Origin of the sequence: uncultured Brachybacterium sp., from assembly GCF_947500705.1 — a bacterium.
GTDB lineage: Bacteria > Actinomycetota > Actinomycetes > Actinomycetales > Dermabacteraceae > Brachybacterium.
Genome location: NZ_CANMSY010000004.1, coordinates 274,141 through 297,886 on the forward strand (window position 1 = coordinate 274,141; position 23,746 = coordinate 297,886).

Genomic DNA, 23,746 nt, shown 5'->3' on the forward strand with positions numbered 1-23,746 from the left:
GGCGGCACAGTCAGCCTTCCTCGTCCTCCAGGTCGACCCGCTCGGGATGCGTGTACACGTTCATCCGCCCGTCGCCGTCCTCGGCCGCGCGGGTGAAGCCCACGAGCGTCTGGCCGAACTCCTGGGCCGTCTCGACGGCCAGGGAGCTCGCGGCGGAGACGCAGGCCAGCAGCGGGATGCCTGCCATGCAGGCCTTCTGGGCGATCTCGAAGCTGGCCCGGGAGGAGACCAGCAGGAAGCAGTCCCGCAGCGGCAGCCGGTCTGCGAGCAGCGCCCAGCCGATCACCTTGTCGACCGCGTTGTGTCGGCCCACGTCCTCGCGCACCACCAGCAGGTTCCCGTCCAGGTCCACGAGCGCGGCGGCGTGCACCCCGCCGGTGCGGGCGAAGACCGCCTGCTCATCGTTCAGAGCGCGGGCGGCGGCGAGGAGGGTGCGGGGATCCACCTGCCAATCCTTCACCAGCGCGTAGCGGCTCTTCTGCCGCACCGCGTCGATGCTCTCGGAGCCGCACACCCCGCAGGCCGAGCTGGTGGTGAAGTTCTTGGTGGCCGGCGGCAGCAGCTGCGGCCGGGTGGTCGTGAAGTCCATGACGTTGTAGGTGTTCTGCGCGAAGCCGCTGCCGTCGTCCACCACCGCGCCGTCGCAGTAGCGGGCCTCGGTGATGTCCTCGCGGTGAGCGATGATCCCCTCGCCATGGAGGAAGCCGTGGATCAGCTCGACGTCATGTCCCGGGGTGCGCATCGTCAGCGAGAGCTGCTGGCCGTTCAGCCGGATGTCCAACGGCTCCTCGACGGCGACGTGGTCGCCCTTGCGGCCGGCGTACAGCCTGCCCTCACGCACCCTGACGGTGCGGATCCGTGTTCTGTCGGTGACCCTGCCCATTCCTCGAGGATAGCCCCCTCACCTGCAGTGAATCTGCACGGAGAGACCGTCCGGCAGCCTGGCTCCGACCCTGCTCCAGCCCGGAAACCCGGCTCCAGCCCGGCAGCCCGGCTCCAGTCCGGTTGCCCGGCAGCAGTCCGGTTGCACCTACTGCGCTCGCTCGCGCTCCTCCGCCCGCTCCTTGATGCTCGCCAGGCGACCGTCCCAGCCGGCGGCGACCACGCCGAGGAGATCGGAGACCTCGCGGATCCGGGACGGATCGACCCGGTGCACGCGGCGCCGGGTGACCAGGGAGGCCTGCACGATGCCGGCCCGCTCGAGGACGCGAAGGTGTTTGGCCACGGCCTGTCGGCTCACCCCTAGGTCCCGGGCCACGGCGCCGGCGTCGTCGGCCCGTTCGGCCAGACGCACGAGGATCTGCCGACGGGTGCGGTCGGCGAGGGCCGCGAAGACCTCGTCGGCCCCCTCGGCGAGCAGGCCGTGGGTCACCGGCCGCCCTCGGCGAGGGTCCGCGCCACGGCGAGCTCCTCGTTCCAGCCCTGGGTGTTGTCCTCGAAGCGCCTCCGCCGCTCGGCGGCGTCGGCGGAGATCCCGGAGAATCCTGTCTCCCGCACCGAGAGGAGCACCCCCTCCCCGTCGGGCTCGATCGTGAACTCGATGGTGTTGGCGGGGAACTCCTCGAGCGATCCTGCCTGGCCGGCGAGCCATTGGAAGACGGCACGGCGGGGCGGGTCGAGCTCGACGGTGCCGATCTCGAACGGACCGTGGACGGGATCGACGACCCGCGAGACGTCGCCGTCAGTCGTGACCTCGTGCTCGCGGTACTCGCCGTCGTTGATGAACCAGCCGGGTTCGCTGATGATCGCGAAGACCGTCTCCGCGCTTGCGGCGATGCGGATGCTGCGGAGGATCTCGTCGGGCACGTCGTCGGTGGTCACGGGGTCGGGGCTCCGGGTCATGACTGCCTCTCCGTCGGTGGCGACCATCGCCTCGAGCGCGGCCGTCCGGTACCACCATCCTGGCACGCGAGAACCTCGCAGTGCAACCTTTGGGTTGCACTAAAGTGTCCTGGGTCAGCGTTCGCCCTCGGCGAGATCGCGGGCGATCTCGAGCTGCTGCTCCCAGCCGCGGAGGTTCTCCTCGTAGTTGCGCCGGCGCACCGCCTCCTCGAGGCCGAGCTTCGCGAAGCCGCGCTCGCGCACGGTGAGCCGCACCAGGTTGCGCATCGCCGTCCCGGCGGGGTCGATGACGAACTCGACGGTGTTGTTCGGTGCATCGGAGATCTCCCCGAGGCCGCCGCCGAGCCAACGGAAGAAGATCCGGTTCGGTGGCTCATGGGCCTCGATCGCGAGCTGGAACCTGCCGTGGACAGGATCGATGACTTCGGTGAGCGGGCCGCTGCGGTTGATGGTGTGCTTGCGGTACTCCCCGTCGTTGATGAACCAGCCCGGCTCACGGATGACCGCGAACACGGTCTCGGCGCTCGCGTGGATCAGCACGCTGCGCACGATCTCATCGGGGACCGCGCCACCGGCGGGGAGAGGGGATTCGACAGCCATGACTGTGCTCCTCAGGGTCGGACTGCGGCATCGTCGCCGCGTGAGAGGAAGCCTGACAGACTTCCGGCGTTCCGGCGAGCCCCATGCGGCTCGAGCGCAGGCGCGCCATGGCCGACAGGGGCTACGGTCCGCCGCAGCGGGCGGCTGAACGGGGCCCAGCCGCGACGGGCGGCTGAACGGGGCCCAGCCGCGACGGGCGGTCGAGTGCGGTGCCGGGGCCCGGGCGCGCGGCGCGGCACCCGGGACCCGAGACCCGGTACCCAGGCCCTGGGGCCGGAGCCCTGAGCCCCGAGCCCCGAGCCCCGAGCCCCGAGCCCCGAGGTCAGCGCATGCTGCTCAGGCCTTCGTGACCGCCGCGGCGAGCAGGTTCAGGGATTCCTCGAGATCCGACTGCGGGATGGCCGGGAAGCCGACCTGCTCGAGCAGCTTCTGGTCGGTGACCTTGGACCAGTCGTAGGTCAGAGCCACCTCGGTGGAGTCGGAGCCCTGGGCCTTCAGCTCGTAGAGCCACTCCCAGCCCAGCGGCTCGGTCGGCGCGCTGCCGTCCTCCCCTTCCGGGGCGGGCTGCCAGCCGATCATCTTGTTCTCGTCGTAGGCGGTGACGAAGTTGTGGGTGCGGTAGTCGCCGCCCATCGCCTCGCGGTGCATGTTCATCACGAACTTCTCGCCGGACTTGTGGATGCGCTCGGTGTTGTCCGCGCTGCGCACGGTGCCGGAGCCGTCGAACTCAGGGTGCCTCGCGGGCAGCGTGAGCAGGTCGAACAGGTCCTTCGCGGGCACGTCGACGGTGCGGGTGACGGTCAGGTGGGTCTGGTTGCTGTTCATCTGTCCACCCTGCCGTCTCCGCGGCGAGATGTCATCTATGGGCCGACCGTGCGGTTGAACTGTCGGCTTTCCTGCTGGTCATCGCGGGCCTGCGCGACTTCACAGCGGGTCCGCGACGGCCTCGGCGATCGCCGTCGGCTCCCGGCCCAGCACCTCCCGCACCCCATCTCCCACCACATCTAGCGCCCCGGAGGCGATCGCGGTGTAGGTGCTGATCCAGGCGTCGACCTGCCATTCCGGCGCCCCGTAGGGGGCGCGGGAGGCGCGGGCCTCGGCGGGCGTCTCGTCGACGTACTCGTACTCCTCACCGCGCGCGCGGGTCATGAGCAGCGTGGCCTCCGCGAGGCTCACCGAGACCGGCCCGGTCAGATCCAGGGTCCGGCCGGCCCAGGGAGCGGGATCGCGCAGGATCCGGGTGGCCACCTCGGCCACGTCGCGCCGGGCCACGAAGGCGCAGCGGCCGGTGCCGCCGGGTCCCCGGATCACCCGGTCCGGACCGGCGAAGTCGAGCAGCACGTCGGCGTAGAAGCTGTCCCGCAGGAACGTCCAGGCCAGTCCCGATCCGCGCAGCATCTCCTCGGTCGCGCCGTGGTCGCGGGCGAGGGTGAACTCGGCATCGGCCCCGGCGCCGAGGAAGGACGTGTAGAGCACATGGCCCACCCCTGCCGCGACGGCGGCGTCGATCGCTGTGCGGTGCTGGGCGAGGCGATCCTCGGCCTCCCCCGCGGAGACCAGCAGCAGAGCGTCGGCGCCGTCGAAGGCGGTGCGGCAGGCCTCCGCATCGGAGAACTCCGCTCGTGCCGTCTCCACTCCCTCGAGCCGCGGGGCGCGGTGCAGGCTGCGCCCCACCATCCGCAGCCCGACCCCGGGTGCCGCAGCCAGCAGCCGGGCCACCTGCCCGCCGATCTTTCCGGTGGCCCCGGTGACCACGATCCGCATCAGAGCAGGCCCTTCTCCGTCAGCCAGCCGGTGGCGATGTCGGCGCTGCTGGACTGGTCCACCACGCTCTGGCGGTTCAGCTCCACCAGGTCCTCGGCGCTGAGCTGGGCGAGGACCCCGTCGATCACGGCCGCGGCGGCCTCGTCGACCTTCTCGGAGACCACCGGCACCACGTTTTGCGGGAGGATCAGCGACTCGGGGTCCTCGAGCACCACCAGGTCGTTCTCGGCGATAGCGGGGTCGGCGGTGTAGATGTCCGCGAGCTGCACGTCGCCGTCGAGCAGGGCCTGCACGGTCAGCGGGCCGCCGGAGTCCTCGACGGGCACCACGGTGAGGTCCACGCCGTAGACCGCCTTGACGCCCTCGGGGCCGTAGGGCCGCACCTCGAACTCGCTGTTCGCGGCGACCTTGAGGTCCTCGTCGACGCCTGCCAGGTCGCCGATCGTGACCAGGGAGTGGGTGGAGGCGAAGTCGGAGGTGGTGGTGTAGGAGTCCTGGTCGGACGCCTCGGCGAAGGAGAGCACCCGCAGACCGTCGGGCAGCGCCTCGCTGAGGGCGCTGTGGATCTCCTCGGGGCTCGCGGACTCTGCCTCGGAGTCGTAGTGCTGGAGCAGGTTGCCGAGGTACTCGGGCAGCAGGTCCAGCGAGCCGGCCTCGAGCTCGGGCATGTACACCTCGCGCTGACCGATCTGGAACTGGCGGTCCACGGTGAATCCTTCGGCCTCGAGGACCTGCGCGAACAGCTCGGCGATGATCTCGTTGGAGTAGTACGCCTGGGAGCCGATGGCGAGGGTGCCGCCATTCCCGCCCTCGCCGGACCCGGAGTCGGAAGCTCCGCCCTCGCCGCCGGTGCCGTCCTCCTCTGCGAAGGGGTCGGAGCTGCCGCAGGCCGCGGCGCCGAGCGCGACGCCGCCGATGCCGAACGCCCCGAGCAGGTGACGGCGGGTGCTGTGGATGGTCATGGTGTTCTCCTCATGATGGTGCGGGCCGAGTGGGATGTGCGGGATGGATGGGACCTGCGGACGGGAGCGAGTCATGCCGTCCTCGCCCCGCGCGGGGTGGCGAGGCGCTGGGCCAGCAGCAGGGCCAGATCCAGCATCAGCGCGAGCGCGATCACCAGCAGGGAGCCGGCGATCATCTGCGGATAGTTCTGGGAGCCGAGGCCCTGGAAGATGTACCGGCCCAGCCCGCCGCTGCCGACATAGGCGGCCAGCATCGCGGTCGCGACGACCTGGACGGTCGCGCCGCGGAACCCGCCCACCAGCAGCGGCATGCCCAGCGGGAGCTCGACCCGGGTGAGGATCTGCCATTCGGTCATCCCCTGGGCGCGCGCGGCATCGACGGTGGCGGGATCTGCGGACTCGATGGCGGAATACGCCCCGGCCAGCAGGGACGGGATCGCGAGGATCACGAACGAGAGCAGCGGGGCGGTGAGCCCGATCCCCACCAGCAGCGCGAACAGGGTCACCAGGCCCAGGGTGGGCAGGGCGCGGGCGGCGCCGGCCGCGGCCACGGCGAGGCCCTTGAAACGGCCCGTGTGGCCGACGTACAGGCCGACGGGCACCGCGAGCAGCGCTGCCACGAGCACCCCCAGGGCGGTGTAGCCGAGGTGCTCGAGCGTGCGCAGGGGGATGCCGCCCGGACCGGACCAGTGCGCCGGGTCGGTGAGCCAGGCGAGGGAGCCGACGTAGGGATTTCCGGTCATGCTCTGCGCACCTCCCTCTGCCGGGTCCAGGGCATCACCGCGCGGCCCAGCAGCACCAGCAGTGCGTCGGTGAGCAGTGCGAGGGCGGCGGTGACGACGACCCCGGCGGCGATCTCCGCGACGATCCCGCGTCGTACACCGTCGACGAACAGCATGCCCAGGCTCGGCACGCCGAGCACCCCGCCGACGGTGACCAGCGAGATGGTGCTCACCGCGACCACGCGCACCCCGGCCAGCAGCACCGGACCGGCCAGCGGCAGCTCGACCCGGAGGAACCGAGCGGCCGGCGCGTAGCCCTGGGCGGTCGCGGAGCCGAGCACGTCCCGGCTCACCGAACGGAAGGCATCCGAGGCGGTGGGAACCATCAGCGCGAGCCCGTACAGGGACAGCGCGATCGAGATGTTCACGGGGCTGCGCACGCTGGTGCCGATCAGGCCCGGCAGCAGCACGAACAGAGGCAGCGAGGGGATCGCATACATCAGCGAGGAGGTGGTGGTCACGGAGGTGCGCAGCCAGCCGCGGGCGTTGGCGAGCTTCGCGAGCGGCAACGAGAGCAGGAACGCCACGAGGATCGGCGGCAACGCCTGGAGGAGGTGAGCGCCGGTGTAGCCGCCGATCACCTCGAGGTTCTCGAGCACCCAGTTCACGAGGGCCGCTCCCCCATCGGGCCGTCGCCGGCGCGTCCGGCCGTCTGTGCAGCGAGCACCCCGGCGGGCCGCCCGTCGGCGTCGACCACGACGTCGCGGCCGTCGACGCGTTCGATGTGGAGGGTGCGGGCGCCGCGGTCCGCGCCGACGAAGCTCGCGACGAAGTCGTCGGCAGGATCGGCGAGGATCTCCTGCGGGGTGCCGACCTGGGCGATGATCCCGCCGGGCTTCAGGATCACCACGCGATCGCCGAGCAGGAACGCCTCATCGATGTCGTGGGTGACGAAGACGATGGTCTTGCGCAGCTCGTGCTGGAGGCGCTGCAGCTCGCGCTGGAGCTCGTGGCGCACGATCGGGTCCACGGCGCCGAAGGGCTCGTCCATCAGCAGGATGTTGGGGTCGGCGGCGAGGCCGCGCGCCACGCCGACGCGCTGCTGCTGGCCGCCGGAGAGCTGGGAGGGATAGCGCCCGGCGAGTGCCGCCTCCAGCCCCACGGTCTCCATCAGCTCGTGCGCGCGCTCGCGGGCCTCGCGCTTGGCGGTGCCGCGCAGCACGGGCACGGTGGTGATGTTGTCCAGCACGGTGCGGTGCGGGAGCAGGCCCGAGGCCTGCATGACGTAGCCGATGCTGCGGCGCAGCTGGACGGGGTCCAGGCTGGCCACATCGTCGCCGTCGATGTGGACGCGTCCGGAGGTGGGGTCGACCATGCGGTTGATCATCCGCATCAGCGTGGTCTTCCCGGAGCCGGAGGAGCCGACCAGCACCACGGATTCGTGGGAGGCGATCTCGAGGTTGAAATCCTGCACGGCGAGCGTCCCGCCCGGATATTCCTTCCGGACGTTCTCGAATCCGATCACGGGGCCTCCCAGAGGGGGTCGGGCCGACGAGCTGTCACTGTCGGAAGGCCCAGCCTACCGAGAGGGCCCGACCGGTGGACGACACGGCCGGAAGCAGACCGGCTGGTCGGCGCGCAGCATTCAGGTCACCAGCGCAGCGATCCGCGGGCGCACCGAGACGCTGAGGTCGTGGCGATGGACCACGAGCGCCTGGCCCTCGCCCACCTCAAGGTATCCGGTCTGGGGGATCCCGGTGGAGGCGACGATGACCCGGTCGGCATCGATGCGATAGCGCAGCGAGTAGTTGTCCGCGGTGTGGTGGGGCCGGGCCTGCGCGGGATCGGACTGCTGGTAGGCGATCAGCAGGTCCGGGGTCATGTACAGGCAGTTCAGCGCCTCCGGCACCCTGGTCCCGTGCTCGAGGCTCAGCGCGGTGATCTCCGCGGCGGCGCGCTGCACGGCGGTCGCGGGGTCGGTGTCCCGGGCGTGCAGCTCGATCAGTGAGAAGTAGAGCTCGGAGTCAGTGGTGCCCTCGGGGGTGCGGCCGCCGCGGGCGAGCACCGCCTCGCGCAGGCCCTCCGGCAGGTCGAACTGGCCGTTGTGCGCGAACACGGTCTCGCCCTCGCGGAAGGGGTGGGTGTTGTCGATCCGCAGCGCCAGACCCGGGCTCGCCTTGCGCAGGTGGATCAGCATCATCGGGCCGGTCGCTGAGCGCACCGCCTCGCGATAGGCGGCGGATTCACGCGCCACGTCCAGGTGCCGACGGATCTGCGGCCGACGGGGGTTGGGCAGCGGCATCGGCCGGGCATCGCTCGCTTCAGCGTCGGCCGGCCTCTCACTCCCGCCGGCCGCACCGGACCCCTCCGGCGAGCCAGTCCCATCGGCCGCCTCGAACCAGGCCACCCCCCAGCCGTCGCTGTGCACCTCGGACTGCGCGGTGAACGGCTCGATCTCCTCCGCGACCGCGCGATCCAGGGAGATGGGCTCACGGGAGACGACACCGAGCAGACGGCACATGCACAGACCAGCTTTCGAGTGGTGGAGGGAAGACGGCGCTCAGTGCGGCGCACGGCTCAGCTCGATGCGGCGCGGGCCTTCATCCGCGCATCGAGCACGAGCGCGATGCGGGTGAGCAGGAAGTTGATGACGATGTAGATCAGCGAGACGACCAGGTAGGTCTGCACCAGGTAACGGGTGATCGAGACCAGCGTCTTGCCCTGGAACTGCAGCTCGTTGTAGCTGACCACATAGCCGAGCGTGGAGTCCTTGAGCAGGGTCACGAGCGCCAGGATCAGGCTGGGCAGCACCAGGCGCACCGCCTGCGGCAGCACCACGGAGAACATCGCGTCACGTCGGCTCAGCCCGATCGCCGCCGCGGCCTCGTGCTGGCCGATGTCCACGGCCTTGATGCCGGCGCGGAACACCTCTGCGGTGGAAGCGCTGGAGACCAGGATCATCGGGATCACGAGCATCCAGAACCGTGGGAAGGTGACGCCGAAGGCGGGCAGGGCGAGCAGGAAGGCGTAGACCACCAGCAGCATCGGGATGCCGCGGAAGAACTCGATCCAGGTGATGGCCGCGCCGCTGAGCAGCGAGAAGCGTGAGATCCGCGCGAGCGCCAGCAGCAGTCCGAAGGGGAAGGCGACCACCGCCGCGATCGCGGTCACCTTGAGGGTGCCCCAGAGGCCCTGTCCGAGGAATGCGAGGTAGTCCACCCGCAGGTAGACGATCCACTTGTTCGGGTCCAGCTGACCGTTGGCGTGGAACTGCCACAGCGCTCCGGCCAGCAGCGCCGCGATCGCGAGCATGCTGAGGACCGACAGCAGCAGGATGCGGCGGCGGCCCTTCGGACCGGGGGCGTCGAAGAGGACCTGGGTGGCGGTGCTGGACGTGGCTGTGGAAGCGCTCATGCCTGTGCTCCTGCCGTGACGTCCAGCGTGGTGCGGGACTGTGAGCGGGAGGCACCCTTGGACGGTGCCACGGCCCGTTCGATCACGCCGCCGAGCGCCGCACCGCCCAATGACATCCCGAGGTAGACGGCGCCGGCGACCAAGAACATGACCACGGCCCGCCCTGACTGGATGTTCAGGGTCTGGGTGACCCAGGTGATCTCGCTGACCGCGATCGCCGAGCACAGGGCAGAGCCGATCACGGTGCCGATGAAGACGTTCACCAGCGGCTGGACCATGGAGCGGAACGCCTGCGGCAGCACCACGAAGCGCAGCGTGCCGAAGAAGCCCAGCCCGATCGAGCGCGCCGCCTCGGCATGCCCGATCGGCACCGTGTTGATGCCCGAGCGCACGTTCTCGCACACGAAGGCGGCCGAGGAGAGGGTCAGCCCCAGCACGCCGCACCAGAAGTACGGCAGCAGCAGGCCGACGTCCGGCAGTCCGAAGGCGATCAGGATCAGCAGGCTCAGCAGGGGGATGTTGCGGAAGATCTCGACATACACCGCGGACCCCCAGCGCAGCGGCGGGATCGGGCTGACCCGGAAGATCGCGAGCACCGTGCCGAGGATCAGGGCGAAGCCGTAGCCGAGCACCGTGAGCGCGACGGTAAAGCCGATGCCCTGCAGCAGCAGCGGAAGATTCTCCGCGAGCAGGGCGACGCTGTCTCGCAGGTACTGGATGATCCCGTCTGACTCGTCCATGGGGTGCCTCTCGGTGCGGTCGGGGGCCGACGGGGATCGCCCGGCATGGGCGATCCCCTTCCGCGCGGAGGGCGGTCGGCGTCGTCAGAGGCTCAGGGAGCCTCCGACGGATCAGGCGGGGAGCTCGCCGGGGACGGGCGGCTCGGGGGCTTCGCCGTCGATGACCTCGCCGACGGTCGAGGTCCACAGCTCCTGCCAGGTGCCGGAGTCGATGATCTCCTGCAGGAAGGTGTTGACGAAGTCGACGGCATCCTCGCTGTCCTTCGACAGGCCGATGCCGTAGGGATCGTCCACGAAGGGCTCGCCCACCACGGTGACCTCAGGATCCGCGGCGGAGTTGCCCAGCAGCACGCCCTGGTCAAGGACGTACGCGTCCACGCGGCCCTGCTTGAGCGCGGCGACGCAGGACTCGTTGTCCGGGAGGGTCTCGACGCTCTCGGGATCCGTCACGAACTCCTCGATGGCCTGGATCCCGGTCGAGTTCGCCTGGGTGACGAGCTTGAGCCCGGTGAGGTCCTCGGGGCCGGCGATCGTCTCGGCATCCTCGGTGCGCACCTGGATCGCGGTACCGGAGAGGTAGTACGGCCCGGCGAAGTTGATGACCTCGAGGCGCTCGGGGGTGATCGAGTAGGTCGCGATCACGCAGTCCACGGTGCCGTTCTGGACGAGGGTCTCGCGGGTCTCGACGGTGGTGTCGATGTACTCGACCTTCTCCTCCCCACCCTCGCCGAGGATGTACTTGGCCAGCAGCTGGGTGATTCCGGCGTCGAAGCCGGTGGGCTGCCCGCCGGAGACGCTGGCCAGAGAGAACACCTGGTTGGCGACGGTGCCGCCGCGCACCAGCTGGTCCTTGTCCTTGATGGCGGTGGCCCAGGGGCTCGCCGCGATGGCGTCGTCCGAGGCGATCGGCCCGGAGGCGATCACGTCGCCGGAGCCACCGCCCTCGCCGCCGCCGTCGGAGGCATCGGAGTCGCCGCCGCCGAGGTCGGGGCCTGCGCCGGTGTCGGAGGAGCAGGCGGCGAGGCCGATCAGCGGCAGGGCTGCGGCGGCGGCGACGACGGCGCGGCGGCCGGGTCGGAAGCTGGTGGACGTCATGGTTCTCTCCATTTTTCGAGCTGCTCCAGAAGGAGCGGCGGGTCAGGTCCGGCAGGTGCCGGAGGTCCGCTGTCGCGGTGGTCGGTGGGGGTCCTGCTCAGGTCTGCGGACGACGGACTCTGCGGGCCTCGCCGGGCGCCGTGTCAGTGGGCGAGGATCTTGGACAGGAAGGCCTTCGCCCGCTCGCTGCGCGGGGCGGTGAAGAACTCCTCGGGGTCGCCCTGCTCGACGATCTCACCCTGGTCCATGTAGACCACGCGATCGCAGACGTGCCGGGCGAAGCCCATCTCGTGGGTGACCACGAGCATAGTCATGCCCTGCTCGGCGAGTTCGGTCATCACGTCGAGGACCTCGTTGATCACCTCGGGGTCCAGCGCCGAGGTGGGCTCGTCGAAGAGCAGCGCCTTGGGCTTCATGGCGAGCGCGCGGGCGATCGCGACTCGCTGCTGCTGGCCGCCGGAGAGCGCGGTGGGCAGGGAGTTCGCCTTGTCGGAGAGGCCGACGCGCTCGAGCAGCTCCATCGCCTGCTGATCCGCCTCGGCCTTGGACACCCCGCGCACCTTCCGCGGACCGAGGGTCACATTGTCGATCGCCTTGAGGTGCGGGAAGAGGTTGAAGCTCTGGAACACCATGCCCACGTCGGCGCGCAGCCGGGTGAGCTCCTTGCCTTCCTCGGGCAGGAGCTCTCCGTCGATGGTGATCTCGCCGGCGGTGATGGTCTCCAGGCGGTTCAGGCAACGGCACAGGGTCGACTTGCCGGAGCCGGAGGCGCCGATCAGCGCGACCACCTCACCGCGGTGGATGTCCAGGTCGATGTTCTTCAGCGCTTGGAAGTCGCCGAAGAACTTGTCCACTCCGCGCGCGGAGATCAGGGGCTCACCGATCGTCGTCGACCGCGACGTCGACCGCGAGCGGGCCCGCGAGGACCGGGACGCCGGTGGCGCCGCGGGGGTGCCTCCGGTGGTCCCGTCTGGCGTCTCGCTGCGGGGCGTCCCGCTGCGGGGCGTCTCCGGGGGCGTGCTGCTCTCGTTCATCCTCCGAGAATGCGGTGCTCGGCGACATCTGTCCACATCCTGGGTCGAGTGCTCGCATGTCGGAACGAATTCGTAACAGTGAGCCATCCGACGTGATGCTCCGCACGGCTCTGCTCCCCACCCGCTCCCTCAGGGCCGAGGCTCACCTGCTCACCTGCTCAGCTGCTCACTTGCCTAGCTGCTCAGCCGCTCAGCTGCTCCTGGTCGCTGCGGGGCAGCTCCTGCCCCGCAGCCCAGGTGCGCCGCTCAGGCCCGGTACGCGCCCTGGTAGACCGCATCGAACGGGGTCGCGCCTTCCTGGCGATGCTCGATCGAGCTGGTGACCACGGCCTTCGCGGTGCGAGCGGCCTCGAGCGGGGTCGCGCCCTTGGCGAGCTCCGCGGTCACCGCGGCGGCCAGGGTGCAGCCGGCGCCGGAGACCCGGTGCTCGCCGATCTTCGGGCTGCGCAGCTCGACGGTCTGCTCCCCGTCGTAGAACACATCCACCGCGTCGTCACCCTCGAGCACCACGCCGCCCTTGGCCAGCACCACCACGTCATAGATGTCGTGGATGCGGCGAGCGGCCTCGGTGAGGTCCTCGACGGACTCGATGCGCTCCATCCCGGAGAGGGTCAGCGCCTCGAAGTGATTGGGGGTGACGAAGGTGGCCAGCGGCAGGATCTTCTCCTTGAGCGCATTGTCGGTGTCGAGCGCGGCACCGGGCTCCTGGCCCTTGCAGATCAGCACCGGGTCCAGGACCACGTGGGTGAAGGAGCGCTCGGCGAGCGAGGCGGCGACGGTGTCGATCGTGGTCGGGGTGCCGAGCATGCCGATCTTCACGGTGTCGATCTCGTGCACGGCAGTGGTCGCCTCGATCTGGTCCGCGATCACCTGCGGGTCGACCGGCACGAAGCGGTGCGCCCAGTTGTTCTTCGGGTCGAAGGAGACGATGCAGGTCAATGCCGCGGTGCCGAAGGTGCCCAGCTGCTGGAACGTCTTGAGGTCGGTCTGCGCGCCGGCGCCGCCGGTGGTCTCGGAGCCGGCGATGGTGAGGGCGACGTGAGTCATGGGGGCCTTCCTTGGAGGTGTCGTGGCGGTGCCGTGCGCACGTGGCCCGTCGGACATGACGAACCGGACCGACGCAACGGCGGTGACCGCGCGCTCCCAGGGCTCGGAACCCGGTGGGCCCCGCCTGCCCGTCGCAACGGTCGGGCCGCGCGCTCCCAGGGTCCGGGGCGCCTGTGAGTTCGCTCCGGCCCGTCGCAGCGGCCGACCTCCGATGGTAACGCCTCGGGTACAGTGCCGCTCGTGCTGACCCCGGACTCGACGACGGAGAAGAACCCTCCGCCCCCCTCCTCCTCGGGGACCGCTGCGCCTCGAGGAGCCCTGCGCCGCGGCGCTCCGGGACTGCTCGCGGAGCATCTGGGTCCCACCCTGAAGTTCCTGTTGGTGGGCGGGGCGGTGTTCCTGCTCGATGCCGCGATGTACAACGTGCTGGTGTTCTGGCATCCGACCCACGGCTGGGGCGAGGGGCTGATGCATGCGAACCCGTTGACGGCGAAGATCATCGCCATCGCCATCGCGTCCTGCCTGACCTATCTCGGCAACCGGCTGTGGACCTTCGGGGACCGCCCGCGCCCGGACACCACCCGCTCGATCATGATGTTCATCCTGATCAACCTCATCGCGACCGCTCTGCAGCTGTCCTGCCTGGGGTTCTCGCGCTATGTGCTGGGGCTGGACACGGTGCTGGCGGACAACATCTCCGGCACCTTCATCGGCCAGATCGTCTCGACCTCCTTCCGCTATGTCACCTACGGCCGCTTCGTCTTCCCCCGGCGCTGAGCCGTGCCCGTCGAGATGTCCGCTCCTGCCCTGATGACTGCTCCTGCCCTCACGACCGGTCCGGCTCCCCTGCTCGCCACGGGTCCCACCTGGCCGGGCGACTGGTCCACCTTCTGGCCGGACATGGTGATCGGCTGCATCACGGGTCTGATCATCGGCCTCGCGCTATGGCTGCTGGACATCTGGGCCGCCCAGCGCCATTCCCGCAAGGTCGCACGCCGGGTCTCGCTGCGGATCGTGCAGCCGCTGCTGCTGGTCCTCCAGCGGCCGACGTACACACAGGGTTTCAGCGAGATCGCGGTGCTCCCCCGCAAGCACCGCACGGCCCTGTCCCTCATCGAGCAGTCCGACCTCGACGACTGGCATGAGGAGCTCGCCACCGAGCTCACCGAGACGCTGCGCGACTACCGCGGCCGGCTGTGGAATCTGCAGGCCGACGCCGATGACCTCGAGCAGGCCGTCGAGCGCTGGTTCACCGTGCACCGCACCCCGCCGGTGGTGCGGGAGTGGGTCGAGGCCCGGCTGCTGGGGGCCAGCGACGACTACCTGCGCGCGATGGTCCGCGCCGAGGACGACTACGACGAGATCGCCGCCGCCGGCGGCCAGATCGTCTCCAGCCGACTGGTGCGCAAGCATGCCCGGGCCTATGGGCAGGCACTGCGCAAGGCCGACCGCACCCGGCAGCGCCTGATGCCGATCCTGATCGAGAACGTGCGGCGGCGCTCGAACCGCTGAGACGCCTCCAGCGCACCTCGCCGCACTGCCGGCTGCAGAGTGCCGGCGGCACGCTCTGCGCTCTGCGGCACGGCGTCGCTCTCCGCCTGCGCCCTGACGGCGCTCTCTGACAGACTCGGGGACATGGAGATCTCAGGCCCCTGGACCCGCGCCACCGCCGCTGCTGGGCTGCTGAAGGACGGCGTGGCCCGCCCCACCGTCTTCGCCCGGATGTCGGCCCGCGCCGCAGAGCACCGGGCGCTGAACCTCGGCCAGGGCTTCCCCGATGACTCCCCGCCGCCGGAGGTGGCCGAGGCCGCGGTCGCAGCGATCCGCGAGGGCCGGAACCAGTACCCGCCCGGCGCCGGGGAGGCGGTGCTGCGTGAGGCGATCGCGGAGCACCAGGCCCAGTGGTACGGCGTGAGCTGGGATCCCGCCACCGAGGTGCTGGTGACCACCGGTGCGACCGAGGCGCTCGCCGCGACGATCCTGGCGCTGGTCGAGCCGGGGGACGAGGTGATCACGCTCGAGCCCTTCTACGACCAGTACGCGGCGATGATCGCGCTGGCCGGCGGGGTGCACCGCACGGTGCCGGTCACCTCCCGCCCGGCCTCAGGCTCGCGCTCCGACTCCGCCTCCGCCTCCGCCCCCGCCTCCGGCGATCTGGTGCTGGATGTCGACGAGGAGGCGCTGCGTGCGGCGTTCTCGGAGCGCACCCGGCTGGTGCTGGTGAACACGCCGCACAATCCCACCGGGCTGATGCTGTGGGTCGGGGCGCTGCAGGCGATCGTCGACGAGGCGGGGCGGCATGACGCGCTGATCGTCACCGACGAGGTCTACGAGCACCTCACCTTCGGTCCCGCCCACCTGCCGATCACCACGCTGCCCGGGGCGCAGGACCGCACCATCTCGATCTCCTCCGCCGGCAAGACGTTCTCGGTGACGGGCTGGAAGATCGGCTGGATCACCGCCCGTCCGGAACTGATCACCGCGATCACCGGGGTGAAGCAGTGGCTGACCTACTCCTCCGGAGCCCCCTTCCAGCCCGCGGTGGCGGTGGGGCTGGCGATGCCGCCGTCGGCCTTCCACGATCTCGCCGCCGATCTGCGGGAGCGCCGGGATCTGCTCACCGACGGGCTGCGCGAGATCGGCTTCCGGGTGAGCGTGCCCGACGCCGGATACTTCACGGTCGCGGATGCGGGCCCGCTGGGCGAGCCCGACGCCGACGCGCTCGCCGAGCGCCTCCCCGCAGAGGCCGGGGTGGTGGCCATCCCGCTGTCCGCGTTCTACCGCGACGGGGACGCCGGCGAGGCGAGCGCCTACCTGCGAATGGCCTTCTGCAAGAGCCGCGGGACGATCGAGCGGGCCCTCGAGCAGCTCGATGCCTGGGCGACGCCGCGCCGCTGAGCGCCGCCCCCGGGCCTGCGGGCATGTCGCACGACTCCACACGAACGGCCCGCCCGGCCCACCGATCTGCCGGGGCGGACGGGCCGAGTGTGCTCGGTCAGCCGGCGGCCACCCACACCGGCTCGCTGTCGAAGTTGAACAGGACGTCGACCGTGAGCGCCCCGTCCTTCGCCTGATCCGCCGGGATGATGATGCCGACCTCCCAGGTCCCGGTGCCGCCGTCATGAAGGGTCCCGACGTCGAAGGAGCTGTTCGGAGTGATCGACCCGTCGTCCGAGTAGGTGTTCCCCCCGTTCGTGACGTAGTCGACCATCAGCGACAGGAACGGTTCGGCCGTTCCGTCACCGTGATACGTCATCTCGACGGGGATGAGCATGTAGGTCTCCCCCTCGGCGGGCTCGGTGTTGAACTCGTTCGCCCCCATGACCGCTTCGGTGGCATCCCAGTTCACCGCTCCGATCGTCACGTCGAGCGTGCCGCCGGAACCGTCCTCGAGCGTGAACATCTGACCGGCGGCGTACGGGCTGTCCTTGGTGCCCTCGCCCTCACCGGCCGGTGCCTCCGACGGCTCTTCCGACGGCTCCTCGCTGGGTTCCTCCGAGGGCGCCTCGCTGGGCTCTTCCGACGGTTCCTCGCTCGGTGCCTCGGAGGGCTCTTCACTCGGCTCCTCGCTGGGGCCCTGCGTGGTGGTCTCGCCACCACCGGTGGGCTCCCCACCGCTGCGGGCGAACAGGAAGATGCCACCGCCCACCACGATCAGCAGGAGCGCGAGCACCGCGCAGCCGGCGCAGATGATGATCGGAAGCTTGTTGGACTTCTTCGGGGTCGCGCCCTGCGGCGCGAAGCCCTGCCCGCTTCCGTCCCCGAAGCTCGGGGCGGAGGAGGCATCCTGCCCGTAGCCGGCGCTCGGGGACGCCTGGCCATATCCCTGCCCGGCACCCTGTTGGCCGTACCCCTGCTGGGCATACCCCGGCTGGTCGTATCCCTGCTGGGCATACCCCTCCTGGCCGTACCCCTGCTGGTCGTATCCGGCCTGGTCCTGGCCGTATGCCGGCGACGGCTGCGAGGGGGAGCCGTAGCCGCCCTGCTCGGGCTGCTGGGCATCGGGATCTCCGAACGAGGGCTGACCCCATCCGTTCTGCGGTGGCTGCGACATGTTCTTCTCCGGCGCCGTCGACGGCGCCGTCCCCTCTCTGCTGACACGACCTGTGTTGGCCGAGACCCCCTGGGCCCGTGCGCCATATCGTACGGCGCGCTCAGGCTCTGTTCAGGTTCTCCTGGTCGCTTTCCGGTCACGATGCACGCCGCCCCGGGCCCGGCTCGAGCCAGGTCCCGGGGCGGCGTCCACTGCGTCGCCGCTCAGCCGCGGCCGGTGAACAGCTCCCCGTGGAAGGTGCGGCCGGTGGCCCGCTGCGAGGCGCCCGAGGCATCGAGGTACGGAGTGATGCCGCCGCGGTGGCGGGGGAAGCCGGCGCCGAGGATCAGCGCGAGGTCCACCTGCTCGGGTCGCTCGACCACACCGCTGTGGAGCATCAGGGAGATCTCCTCGGCCAGTCCGTCCTGGACCTTCTCGAGCAGCGCCTCGCCGACGGGTGCCTCCGCACCCGCAGCGCTGCTCACTGCCGCGGCGCTGTCAGGTGCTGCGGCGAACACCTCGGCGACCGTCGGCGAGACCGGCGGGTGCACGGCGGTCTTGCTGCGCTCGGTGAAGTGGGCCTTCCTCTCGGCCATCGAGTGCAGTCCCGGGGAGGCATGGAAGCGATCCCCGAGCTCCTCGGCGAGCACCGTGCCCACGTGGTCCGCCACGGCGAGGCCCACCAGGTCCAGCAGCTCGAAGGGGCGCATCGGCATGCCGAGCGCGTCGAGGGAGGCATCGACCTCCGCCGGATCGGCGCCCGCGTCGACGGAGGCGAGCACCGCGCCGAGCACCCGGAACAGCAACCGGTTGACGATGAAGCCGGGGGCGTCGGCGCTGCGCACCGCGAACTTCCGCAGCCTCCGCACCACCTCGAGGCCGGTGGCCAGGGTGGCGTCGTCGGTCGCGCCGGTGTGGATCACCTCGACCAGCGGCATCTTCGCGACCGGATTGAAGAAGTGCAGGCCCAGCACCCGCTCGGGGTGGGCGAGGCCCTCTGCCATCGTCGTCACCGAGAGCGACGAGGTGTTGGTGACCAGCAGGGCGTCCTCCGTCAGAACGCTCTCGAGCTCCGCGAAGACGGACTGCTTGATCGTCAGCACCTCGGGCACGGCCTCGAGCACGAGGTCGCAGCCGGCGAGCTCCTGGAGGTCCGTGGTGGCGGAGAGGTTCTCGGAGATCCGGGTGGCGGCCGCTTCGTCGAGCACTCCGCGGGCGGCGGTCTGGGCGATCACCTCGCGCGCCGCGGCGAGGCCCTTGGCGGCGATCTCCGTATCGAGATCGCGCATCACGACGGGGACCTGGAGGCCGAGCGCGAGCTGGGCCGCGATCTGCGAGGCCATCAGCCCGGCACCGGCCACGCCGACCCGACGGATCTCGCGCGCGCCCTCGACCGGGGCGCGGCCGGGCTTGCCGCGACGCAGCAGCTCAGCGGTGTACATCGAGGCTGCGGCACCGTCGCTGCGCACCAGCTCCGCCAGGGCGGCGGCTTCCCGGGCGAGGGCTTCGGGGAGGGTCGAGCCCGGCAGCTGCTGCAGCAGCTCGAGGGCGCGGCCGACGGCGGGGGCGCCCTGCGCCTCGAGCCGCGCGGCCCAGGTGCGGCGGGTCTCGGCGGTGCCGTGGGCGGCATCGAGCGCATCCAGCAGCGCCTCGGCCTCGGGCGTATCGGCGGCGGGCAGCGGCGGGGTGCGGCCTCCCCAGGCGCCGCCTGCTGACGCAGTGCCGTCGGCCGGTCCCGGGCCGGCAGAAGCGGACTCCGCCAGTGCGGGGTCGACCACGTCGGCGTCGGCCGGATCGAGGTCCACGTGCGCGGCGACCAGGGCGGCGAACTCGTCGAGCGCCTCGTCGAGGTCCTCGGCGAGTTCGTCGACCAGTCCGACCTCGAGGGCCTGCTCAGCATTCAGCTGCCGGTCGCGGGCCGGGTCCTCGAGGATCATCCGCACGGCGATCTCGGCGCCGACGACGGACTGCAGCAGGGTGGTGCCGCCCCAGCCGGGCAGGATGCCGAGGCTGGTCTCGGGCAGGCCCAGGCCGCGCACCGCGGGGGCTGCGGTGCGCACGTCAGCCATCAGCGCCACCTCCAGGCCACCGCCGAGGGCGACCCCGTTGAGGTGGGCGAGCACCGGCACCGCGCTGGTGCGCACGCGGACCTGCAGGTCATGGGCGGCGCGGGTCATGCGCTCGACATTCGCGACGGCGGTGGGATCGGCGAACATCGAGAGGTCGGCGCCGGCGAGGAAGACGCGGCCGGTGCCGGTCATGGCGATCGCCTGGATCTCTCCGGCCTCGGCGCGGTCCAGCGCGGCACCGATCGCGCCGGTCACGGCGTCGATCGAGCGCGGCCCGAGGGTGGCGGGGCGTCGCTCCTCCCCCTCCGGTGGGGCGAAGGTCAGCACGGCCACCGTGCCCAGCCCGGGATGCTCGCGGTCCTCGGCCAGGACTCGGGTGACGTGCTCCGTGTAGCTGCTCATCAGTGACCTTTCGCGTTCTCTTCATCGAGGGCAGGCGGCATCCGCAGGATTGTCTGATACTGCGGGTTTCATAAAGATCATGCCTCAGGCCGATGGCGCGTGTCCACCGAGGCGATCGGCGGCAGGGCTCACCGGGAGCGGACACTCCCCCAGCGGGGGTCCCCGCTCAGGACGCCTCCCTTCAGACCCTGCCGTCGGGCACCTGCAGGTCGTCGAGAAGCACGAGCGGTGCGCTGCGCAGCGTGCTGCGACGGGGGCGGGGAGGAGCCTGTTGCATGGTCAACCGGTCGTGAAGTACAGGAGCTCTCCGCTGAACGTCTCCACGCCCAGTCGGAAGGTGTCGACTTCCTTCTCCGGGACCAGGAAGGCGCTGCGGAACCGGGCGCTCTCACCGCTGTCCAGCGGGCTGATCGACGTCATCGGGTCCGGGACCAGGCCCTCGGCGATGTCGGGGAAGTAGGTGCGGTCCGATTCGCCGGTCAGCCAGAGCTCCTCGGCGGGGGCCAGCTGGCCGGGACCGTCGTAGCGCACCTCGTAGGTGACCAGGACCAGTCGGTAGCCGTCCTGGACCACGTCCTTGCCGTCGGCCCCCGGAGCGGTCGCGGCGGTGTCCACCTCGAGCGGGGTGACGCCGAGCGCCCCGTCGGTCCAGGCGGTCCAGCTGACGGTGTGCTCGCCGACGGTTGCCGGGCGGTCGTACCCGCCGGTCCCGTCGGTCACCTCCCGCCCTGCGGAATCCGTGACGACGCCGGGTTCCCGCTCCTGCGACGACTGCGACGCCGCCACGCTCGCGCTCTCCTCCTCACTGGAGGGGGCGGCCACGGGCGCAGCGGGCGACGGGTCGGCGAGCCGCTGCAGCCCGCCCATCACGAGGCCGACGACGGCGACCAGCGCGGCCGCCTGCACGATGACGATGGCGACGATCGCCCAGGCCGGTAACCCGCCACGTCGAGGCCCCTCCTCGAGCGGCTCCTGCGGGTCGTAGGTGAAGGAGGGCGCCCCGTAAGGCGCATCGTGGGGCGCATCGTCGCGGAGGACGCGATCACGATCGGGCAGCGCGAGGGGAGCCGGCTCGGACGGGTCGGAGTGCGCCTCCCAGTCATAGCCGGTGGGAGAATCCCGCCCCTGTGCCATGCCGTCGAGCATAGGCGCGACAGGGCTCACGGATCGACCCCGCCCCCGACGCGACTGAACCCGGTCCTGCATCTGGCTCGCTCCCACCCCTTGCACCCGCAACCCTACGGTTGTACATTTTTCGTATGCAGAGGAACGACGACCAGGCGGATGCCTGGTTCCACGCGCTCTCGGATCGCACCCGGCGGGACATCCTGCGACGGGTGCTGGAGCGTGAGCAGTCGGTCTCCTCCCTGGCCCGGAACTACCCCATGAGCCTCACCGCGGTGCAGAAGCACGTCGTGGTGCTCGAGCGGGCCGGGCTGATCATCCGGCGCCGTCATGGCAGGGAGACCCTGACCCGCGGCGAGACCGGAGCCCTCCGCTCCGCCTCCGCGCTCCTCACCGAGCTCGAGTCCGGCTGGCGCGACCCCATCACCCGCATCGACGAACTGCTGGAGTCCGACGCCACCCCCGCCTCATCCCCCCACGGCACCGGGCCCACCACGAAGGAGTGACCATGCCCGTCACCGACATCACCCACGACCTGGACCACCTCACCCTCACGATCACCGCGCAGTTCGCCGCGCCGGTGGAGCGGATCTGGGAGGCCTATGCGGATCCGCGCCAGCTCGAGAAGGTGTGGGGACCCCCGGAGTACCCCGCCACGGTGGTGGACCACAGCCTCACCCCGGGAGGCCGGGTCACCTATTACATGACCGGCCCCGAGGGCGAGCGCTTCTACGGGTACTGGACGGTGCTCGAGGTCGATGAACCCCGCTCGTTCAGCTACGAGGACGGCTTCGCCCACGAGGACTTCACCCCGAACACCGACCTGCCGATCTCCACCTGCGTCTCCACCTTCAGCGCGCAGGACGACGGCACCCGCGCGGTGTACGTGACCTCCTACGCCAGCCGCGAAGGGCTGCAGACGGTGCTGGACATGGGCGTCGAGGAAGGCTCGCGCACGGCGATCGACCAGATCGACGCACTGGTCGCCTGACCGCAGATCCGACCCCGCATGCGCAGCGTCGCCGGCCACCCGCGGTGACCGGGGACGCTGCGGCTCAGGCTGCCTCGATCCACTGCCCTTCGACGAGGGCCTCCTCCTGCGTGATGCCGTCGGAGACCACGAAATGACCGCCCTCCGGGACGTCCGCGGGCATCATGAACACGGAGTGCAGCGTGCCCGACTGTCCGTCCTGCAGATTCAGCGTGGCCGAGGTGTCCGGGGTGACGACGCCGGCATCCTCGTAAGGAGTGCCGTCGGCCGCGACGTAGTCCAGCGGGACGAACGCGAAGGAGTTGAACGTGTCCGGCCCGTGGTAGGTCACCTCGGCCTGGACCATGATGTATCTGCCCTGGTCGGTGGGCTGAGGGTTGTGGCTGTTCTGCTCGCTGACCCATGCGGTGGCATCCCAGTTCACGTCGCCGATGGCGATATCCAGCGAACCGGCGAATTCGTTGGGGTCCTCCAGCGTGATGACGGTGCCCTTGGGCACGGCGTTGGCCTCGCCGACGGGCGCCGTCTCCTCGGTGGGCTCGGGCGACTCCTCGGGCTCGGTGGTCGCCTCCTCCATGGGCTCCGTGGTCTCCTCCGCGGGCTCTGCGGTCGCCTCCGGCTCGGTCGAGCCCTCGTCCGCCGGGGGCTCCTCCTGCGAGGTGGCGGGCTGCTCGTCGTCGCCGTCGCCCATCAGCGCGCGGACACCGAAGAATCCGACGAGCGAGAGCAGCAGCACGAGCGCCAGCAGGCCGCAGCCCACCATCGCGAGGATCGGGCCCTTGCCGGGACCGGGCGGAAGCGGGGACTGAGGCGGCTGAGGAGGCTGAGTCATGAGCGGACGGCGCGAGGCGGCCGGGGTCCTTTCGGTCGCATGAGGGGCCCGCCGCGAGGACGACGGACGAGATCACGCTATCCGAGAACGACGAGCCCATACCTCGGGCTCAGCGCCGGGATGACGGGAGTAGCGTGTCCGAGTCACCACGTCGCCCCCGCCCGGTCCTGCCGGCTGTCCATCGATCCTCGTGATCCCTGTTCGACCCCGGGCCCGGCCGTACCCATCCCCAGCACGAGGACCTCGCATGACACTTCATGACCCGTCCGTTCCCGAGCCGCTGCACATCGATGCTCGCGAACCAGAAGGTGCGGCCGCCACCCCCGCCATCTCGAGCGTCGCCGAGGCGGACGCCGCCGTGCTGGACAACCCCGCCTGGTCCTCGCTGACCGGCCATCACCGACACCTCGCCCACGGGAACGAGCACGTGCTGCGCTATCCGGGCGACGTCTCCCCCTTCGTGGGGGTGCGCGACTGGGGGCATCCGGACGTGTGGGACGCGATACTCGAGGAGTTCGGGCACGGCGCGACCGTCAGCGTCTCCCACGCCGATCCGCTGCTGCCCGCGGGCTGGGCCCCGGTGTTCTCGATCCCCGGGGTGCAGCTGGTCCAGACCGGCCGCCTCGCCCCGCGGCCCGATGAGGAGGCGCTCGAGCTGGGCGCTGCGGACGCCGCCGACATGCACGCGCTGGTCGAGCGCACCCGGCCCGGGCCCTTCGAGCTCCGCACCCACGAGATGGGTCGTTACGTGGGCCTGCGTCGTGAGGGCCGCCTGATCGCGATGGCCGGGGAGCGCCTGCACCCGGCAGGCTGGACCGAGATCAGTGCCGTCGCGGTCGACGAGGAGCATCGCCGACAGGGTCTGGCCTCGCGCCTGGTGCTCGACGTCGCCTTCCACATCCAGCAGCGCGGAGACCGCGCCCTGCTGCATGCCTCCGCGAACAACACCTCCGCGATCAGCGGCTACGAGAAGCTCGGCTTTGCACTCCGGCGCCGGCTCAGCTTCGGAGCCGTCCGCACGCCGTGACATCGCCGGCGGGCGAGGGCGCGGAGCGTGCGGCCCCCACCGCACGC

General features: G+C 70.9%; 26 protein-coding genes. 6 read left to right on the top strand and 20 right to left on the bottom strand.

Features of this window, described 5'->3' with window-relative positions:
- Positions 1 to 10: 10 nt before the first annotated feature.
- The 16 genes from fdhD to Q0937_RS10015 all read right to left on the bottom strand — a co-directional run bounded on the left by fdhD (position 11) and on the right by Q0937_RS10015 (position 13,220).
- Positions 11 to 883, bottom strand: coding sequence for a formate dehydrogenase accessory sulfurtransferase FdhD (gene fdhD / locus Q0937_RS09940; protein WP_299303118.1), 873 nt, complete (start codon positions 881 to 883; stop codon positions 11 to 13).
- Between the two features lie 147 nt (positions 884 to 1,030).
- Positions 1,031 to 1,372, bottom strand: coding sequence for a helix-turn-helix transcriptional regulator (locus Q0937_RS09945; protein WP_299303120.1), 342 nt, complete (start codon positions 1,370 to 1,372; stop codon positions 1,031 to 1,033).
- The gene (locus Q0937_RS09950) at positions 1,369 to 1,908 is read right to left on the bottom strand and encodes an SRPBCC domain-containing protein (RefSeq protein WP_299303122.1); all 540 of its coding nucleotides are present in this window, start codon (positions 1,906 to 1,908) and stop codon (positions 1,369 to 1,371) included. The genes Q0937_RS09945 and Q0937_RS09950 overlap by 4 nt, the downstream gene beginning before the upstream one ends.
- Positions 1,909 to 1,956: 48 nt before the next feature.
- On the bottom strand, positions 1,957 to 2,442 hold the full coding sequence (locus Q0937_RS09955; RefSeq protein ID WP_299303124.1) for a polyketide cyclase: 486 nt from the start codon (positions 2,440 to 2,442) through the stop codon (positions 1,957 to 1,959).
- A 336-nt stretch (positions 2,443 to 2,778) separates the two neighbouring features.
- Complete coding sequence (locus Q0937_RS09960; protein WP_299303126.1) at positions 2,779 to 3,267, bottom strand: SRPBCC family protein; 489 nt, start codon at positions 3,265 to 3,267, stop codon at positions 2,779 to 2,781.
- Positions 3,268 to 3,366: 99 nt separating this feature from the next.
- A complete protein-coding gene (locus tag Q0937_RS09965) occupies positions 3,367 to 4,206 on the bottom strand; it encodes an SDR family oxidoreductase (RefSeq protein ID WP_299303128.1) in 840 nt (279 codons plus the stop codon).
- Positions 4,206 to 5,168 carry an ABC transporter substrate-binding protein gene (locus tag Q0937_RS09970; protein ID WP_299303130.1) on the bottom strand — a complete coding sequence of 321 codons (963 nt, stop codon included), beginning with the start codon at positions 5,166 to 5,168 and terminating at the stop codon, positions 4,206 to 4,208. The genes Q0937_RS09965 and Q0937_RS09970 overlap by 1 nt, the downstream gene beginning before the upstream one ends.
- 71 nt (positions 5,169 to 5,239) lie before the next feature.
- Positions 5,240 to 5,911, bottom strand: a complete 672-nt coding sequence (locus Q0937_RS09975) for an ABC transporter permease (protein ID WP_299303133.1) — start codon at positions 5,909 to 5,911, stop codon at positions 5,240 to 5,242.
- Positions 5,908 to 6,558, bottom strand: a complete 651-nt coding sequence (locus tag Q0937_RS09980) for an ABC transporter permease (protein ID WP_299303135.1) — start codon at positions 6,556 to 6,558, stop codon at positions 5,908 to 5,910. Before Q0937_RS09980 ends, Q0937_RS09975 begins: the two co-directional genes overlap by 4 nt.
- On the bottom strand, positions 6,555 to 7,415 hold the full coding sequence (locus Q0937_RS09985) for an ABC transporter ATP-binding protein (protein WP_299303137.1): 861 nt from the start codon (positions 7,413 to 7,415) through the stop codon (positions 6,555 to 6,557). The genes Q0937_RS09980 and Q0937_RS09985 overlap by 4 nt, the downstream gene beginning before the upstream one ends.
- Before the next feature lie 120 nt (positions 7,416 to 7,535).
- Positions 7,536 to 8,411 (bottom strand): class II glutamine amidotransferase, encoded by an 876-nt coding sequence (locus Q0937_RS09990; RefSeq protein ID WP_299303139.1) that lies wholly within the window; start codon positions 8,409 to 8,411, stop codon positions 7,536 to 7,538.
- 56 nt (positions 8,412 to 8,467) lie between these two features.
- A complete protein-coding gene (locus Q0937_RS09995) occupies positions 8,468 to 9,304 on the bottom strand; it encodes an amino acid ABC transporter permease (RefSeq protein WP_299303141.1) in 837 nt (278 codons plus the stop codon).
- Positions 9,301 to 10,044 carry an amino acid ABC transporter permease gene (locus Q0937_RS10000; protein WP_299303144.1) on the bottom strand — a complete coding sequence of 248 codons (744 nt, stop codon included), beginning with the start codon at positions 10,042 to 10,044 and terminating at the stop codon, positions 9,301 to 9,303. The genes Q0937_RS09995 and Q0937_RS10000 overlap by 4 nt, the downstream gene beginning before the upstream one ends.
- A gap of 111 nt (positions 10,045 to 10,155) precedes the next feature.
- Positions 10,156 to 11,139: a glutamate ABC transporter substrate-binding protein gene (locus Q0937_RS10005; protein ID WP_299303146.1), complete on the bottom strand. Its 984-nt coding sequence runs from the start codon at positions 11,137 to 11,139 to the stop codon at positions 10,156 to 10,158.
- 143 nt (positions 11,140 to 11,282) lie between these two features.
- Complete coding sequence (locus Q0937_RS10010) at positions 11,283 to 12,173, bottom strand: amino acid ABC transporter ATP-binding protein (RefSeq protein ID WP_299303148.1); 891 nt, start codon at positions 12,171 to 12,173, stop codon at positions 11,283 to 11,285.
- A 246-nt stretch (positions 12,174 to 12,419) separates the two neighbouring features.
- Positions 12,420 to 13,220 carry a hydroxymethylpyrimidine/phosphomethylpyrimidine kinase gene (locus Q0937_RS10015; RefSeq protein WP_299303149.1) on the bottom strand — a complete coding sequence of 267 codons (801 nt, stop codon included), beginning with the start codon at positions 13,218 to 13,220 and terminating at the stop codon, positions 12,420 to 12,422.
- Positions 13,221 to 13,460: 240 nt separating this feature from the next.
- On the opposite strand from Q0937_RS10015, the gene Q0937_RS10020 reads away from it, so the two are divergent.
- The 3 genes from Q0937_RS10020 (at position 13,461) to Q0937_RS10030 (ending at position 16,118) form a co-directional block, all read left to right on the top strand.
- Positions 13,461 to 13,997, top strand: a complete 537-nt coding sequence (locus tag Q0937_RS10020) for a GtrA family protein (RefSeq protein ID WP_299303151.1) — start codon at positions 13,461 to 13,463, stop codon at positions 13,995 to 13,997.
- A 33-nt stretch (positions 13,998 to 14,030) separates the two neighbouring features.
- Positions 14,031 to 14,732: a hypothetical protein gene (locus Q0937_RS10025; protein ID WP_299303153.1), complete on the top strand. Its 702-nt coding sequence runs from the start codon at positions 14,031 to 14,033 to the stop codon at positions 14,730 to 14,732.
- A gap of 123 nt (positions 14,733 to 14,855) precedes the next feature.
- On the top strand, positions 14,856 to 16,118 hold the full coding sequence (locus tag Q0937_RS10030; protein WP_299303155.1) for an aminotransferase class I/II-fold pyridoxal phosphate-dependent enzyme: 1,263 nt from the start codon (positions 14,856 to 14,858) through the stop codon (positions 16,116 to 16,118).
- Positions 16,119 to 16,215: 97 nt separating this feature from the next.
- Here Q0937_RS10030 and Q0937_RS10035 read toward each other — a convergent pair whose 3' ends face one another.
- The 3 genes from Q0937_RS10035 to Q0937_RS10045 form a co-directional block, all read right to left on the bottom strand.
- Positions 16,216 to 17,274, bottom strand: coding sequence for a PT domain-containing protein (locus tag Q0937_RS10035; RefSeq protein ID WP_299303157.1), 1,059 nt, complete (start codon positions 17,272 to 17,274; stop codon positions 16,216 to 16,218).
- Between the two features lie 203 nt (positions 17,275 to 17,477).
- Positions 17,478 to 19,724, bottom strand: coding sequence for a 3-hydroxyacyl-CoA dehydrogenase NAD-binding domain-containing protein (locus tag Q0937_RS10040; RefSeq protein WP_299303159.1), 2,247 nt, complete (start codon positions 19,722 to 19,724; stop codon positions 17,478 to 17,480).
- 279 nt (positions 19,725 to 20,003) lie between these two features.
- On the bottom strand, positions 20,004 to 20,858 hold the full coding sequence (locus Q0937_RS10045; RefSeq protein ID WP_299303162.1) for a hypothetical protein: 855 nt from the start codon (positions 20,856 to 20,858) through the stop codon (positions 20,004 to 20,006).
- A gap of 125 nt (positions 20,859 to 20,983) precedes the next feature.
- Between Q0937_RS10045 and Q0937_RS10050 the strand changes: the two genes are divergently transcribed.
- On the top strand, positions 20,984 to 21,355 hold the full coding sequence (locus Q0937_RS10050; RefSeq protein ID WP_299303164.1) for a helix-turn-helix transcriptional regulator: 372 nt from the start codon (positions 20,984 to 20,986) through the stop codon (positions 21,353 to 21,355).
- Positions 21,356 to 21,357: 2 nt separating this feature from the next.
- On the top strand, positions 21,358 to 21,840 hold the full coding sequence (locus Q0937_RS10055) for an SRPBCC domain-containing protein (RefSeq protein WP_299303166.1): 483 nt from the start codon (positions 21,358 to 21,360) through the stop codon (positions 21,838 to 21,840).
- Positions 21,841 to 21,904: 64 nt separating this feature from the next.
- Here the strand turns inward: Q0937_RS10055 and Q0937_RS10060 are convergent, their stop codons facing one another.
- The gene (locus Q0937_RS10060) at positions 21,905 to 22,672 is read right to left on the bottom strand and encodes a hypothetical protein (RefSeq protein ID WP_299303167.1); all 768 of its coding nucleotides are present in this window, start codon (positions 22,670 to 22,672) and stop codon (positions 21,905 to 21,907) included.
- A 247-nt stretch (positions 22,673 to 22,919) separates the two neighbouring features.
- Here Q0937_RS10060 and Q0937_RS10065 point away from each other — a divergent pair, with 247 nt between their 5' ends.
- A complete protein-coding gene (locus Q0937_RS10065) occupies positions 22,920 to 23,699 on the top strand; it encodes a GNAT family N-acetyltransferase (protein WP_299303169.1) in 780 nt (259 codons plus the stop codon).
- Positions 23,700 to 23,746 lie beyond the last annotated feature (47 nt).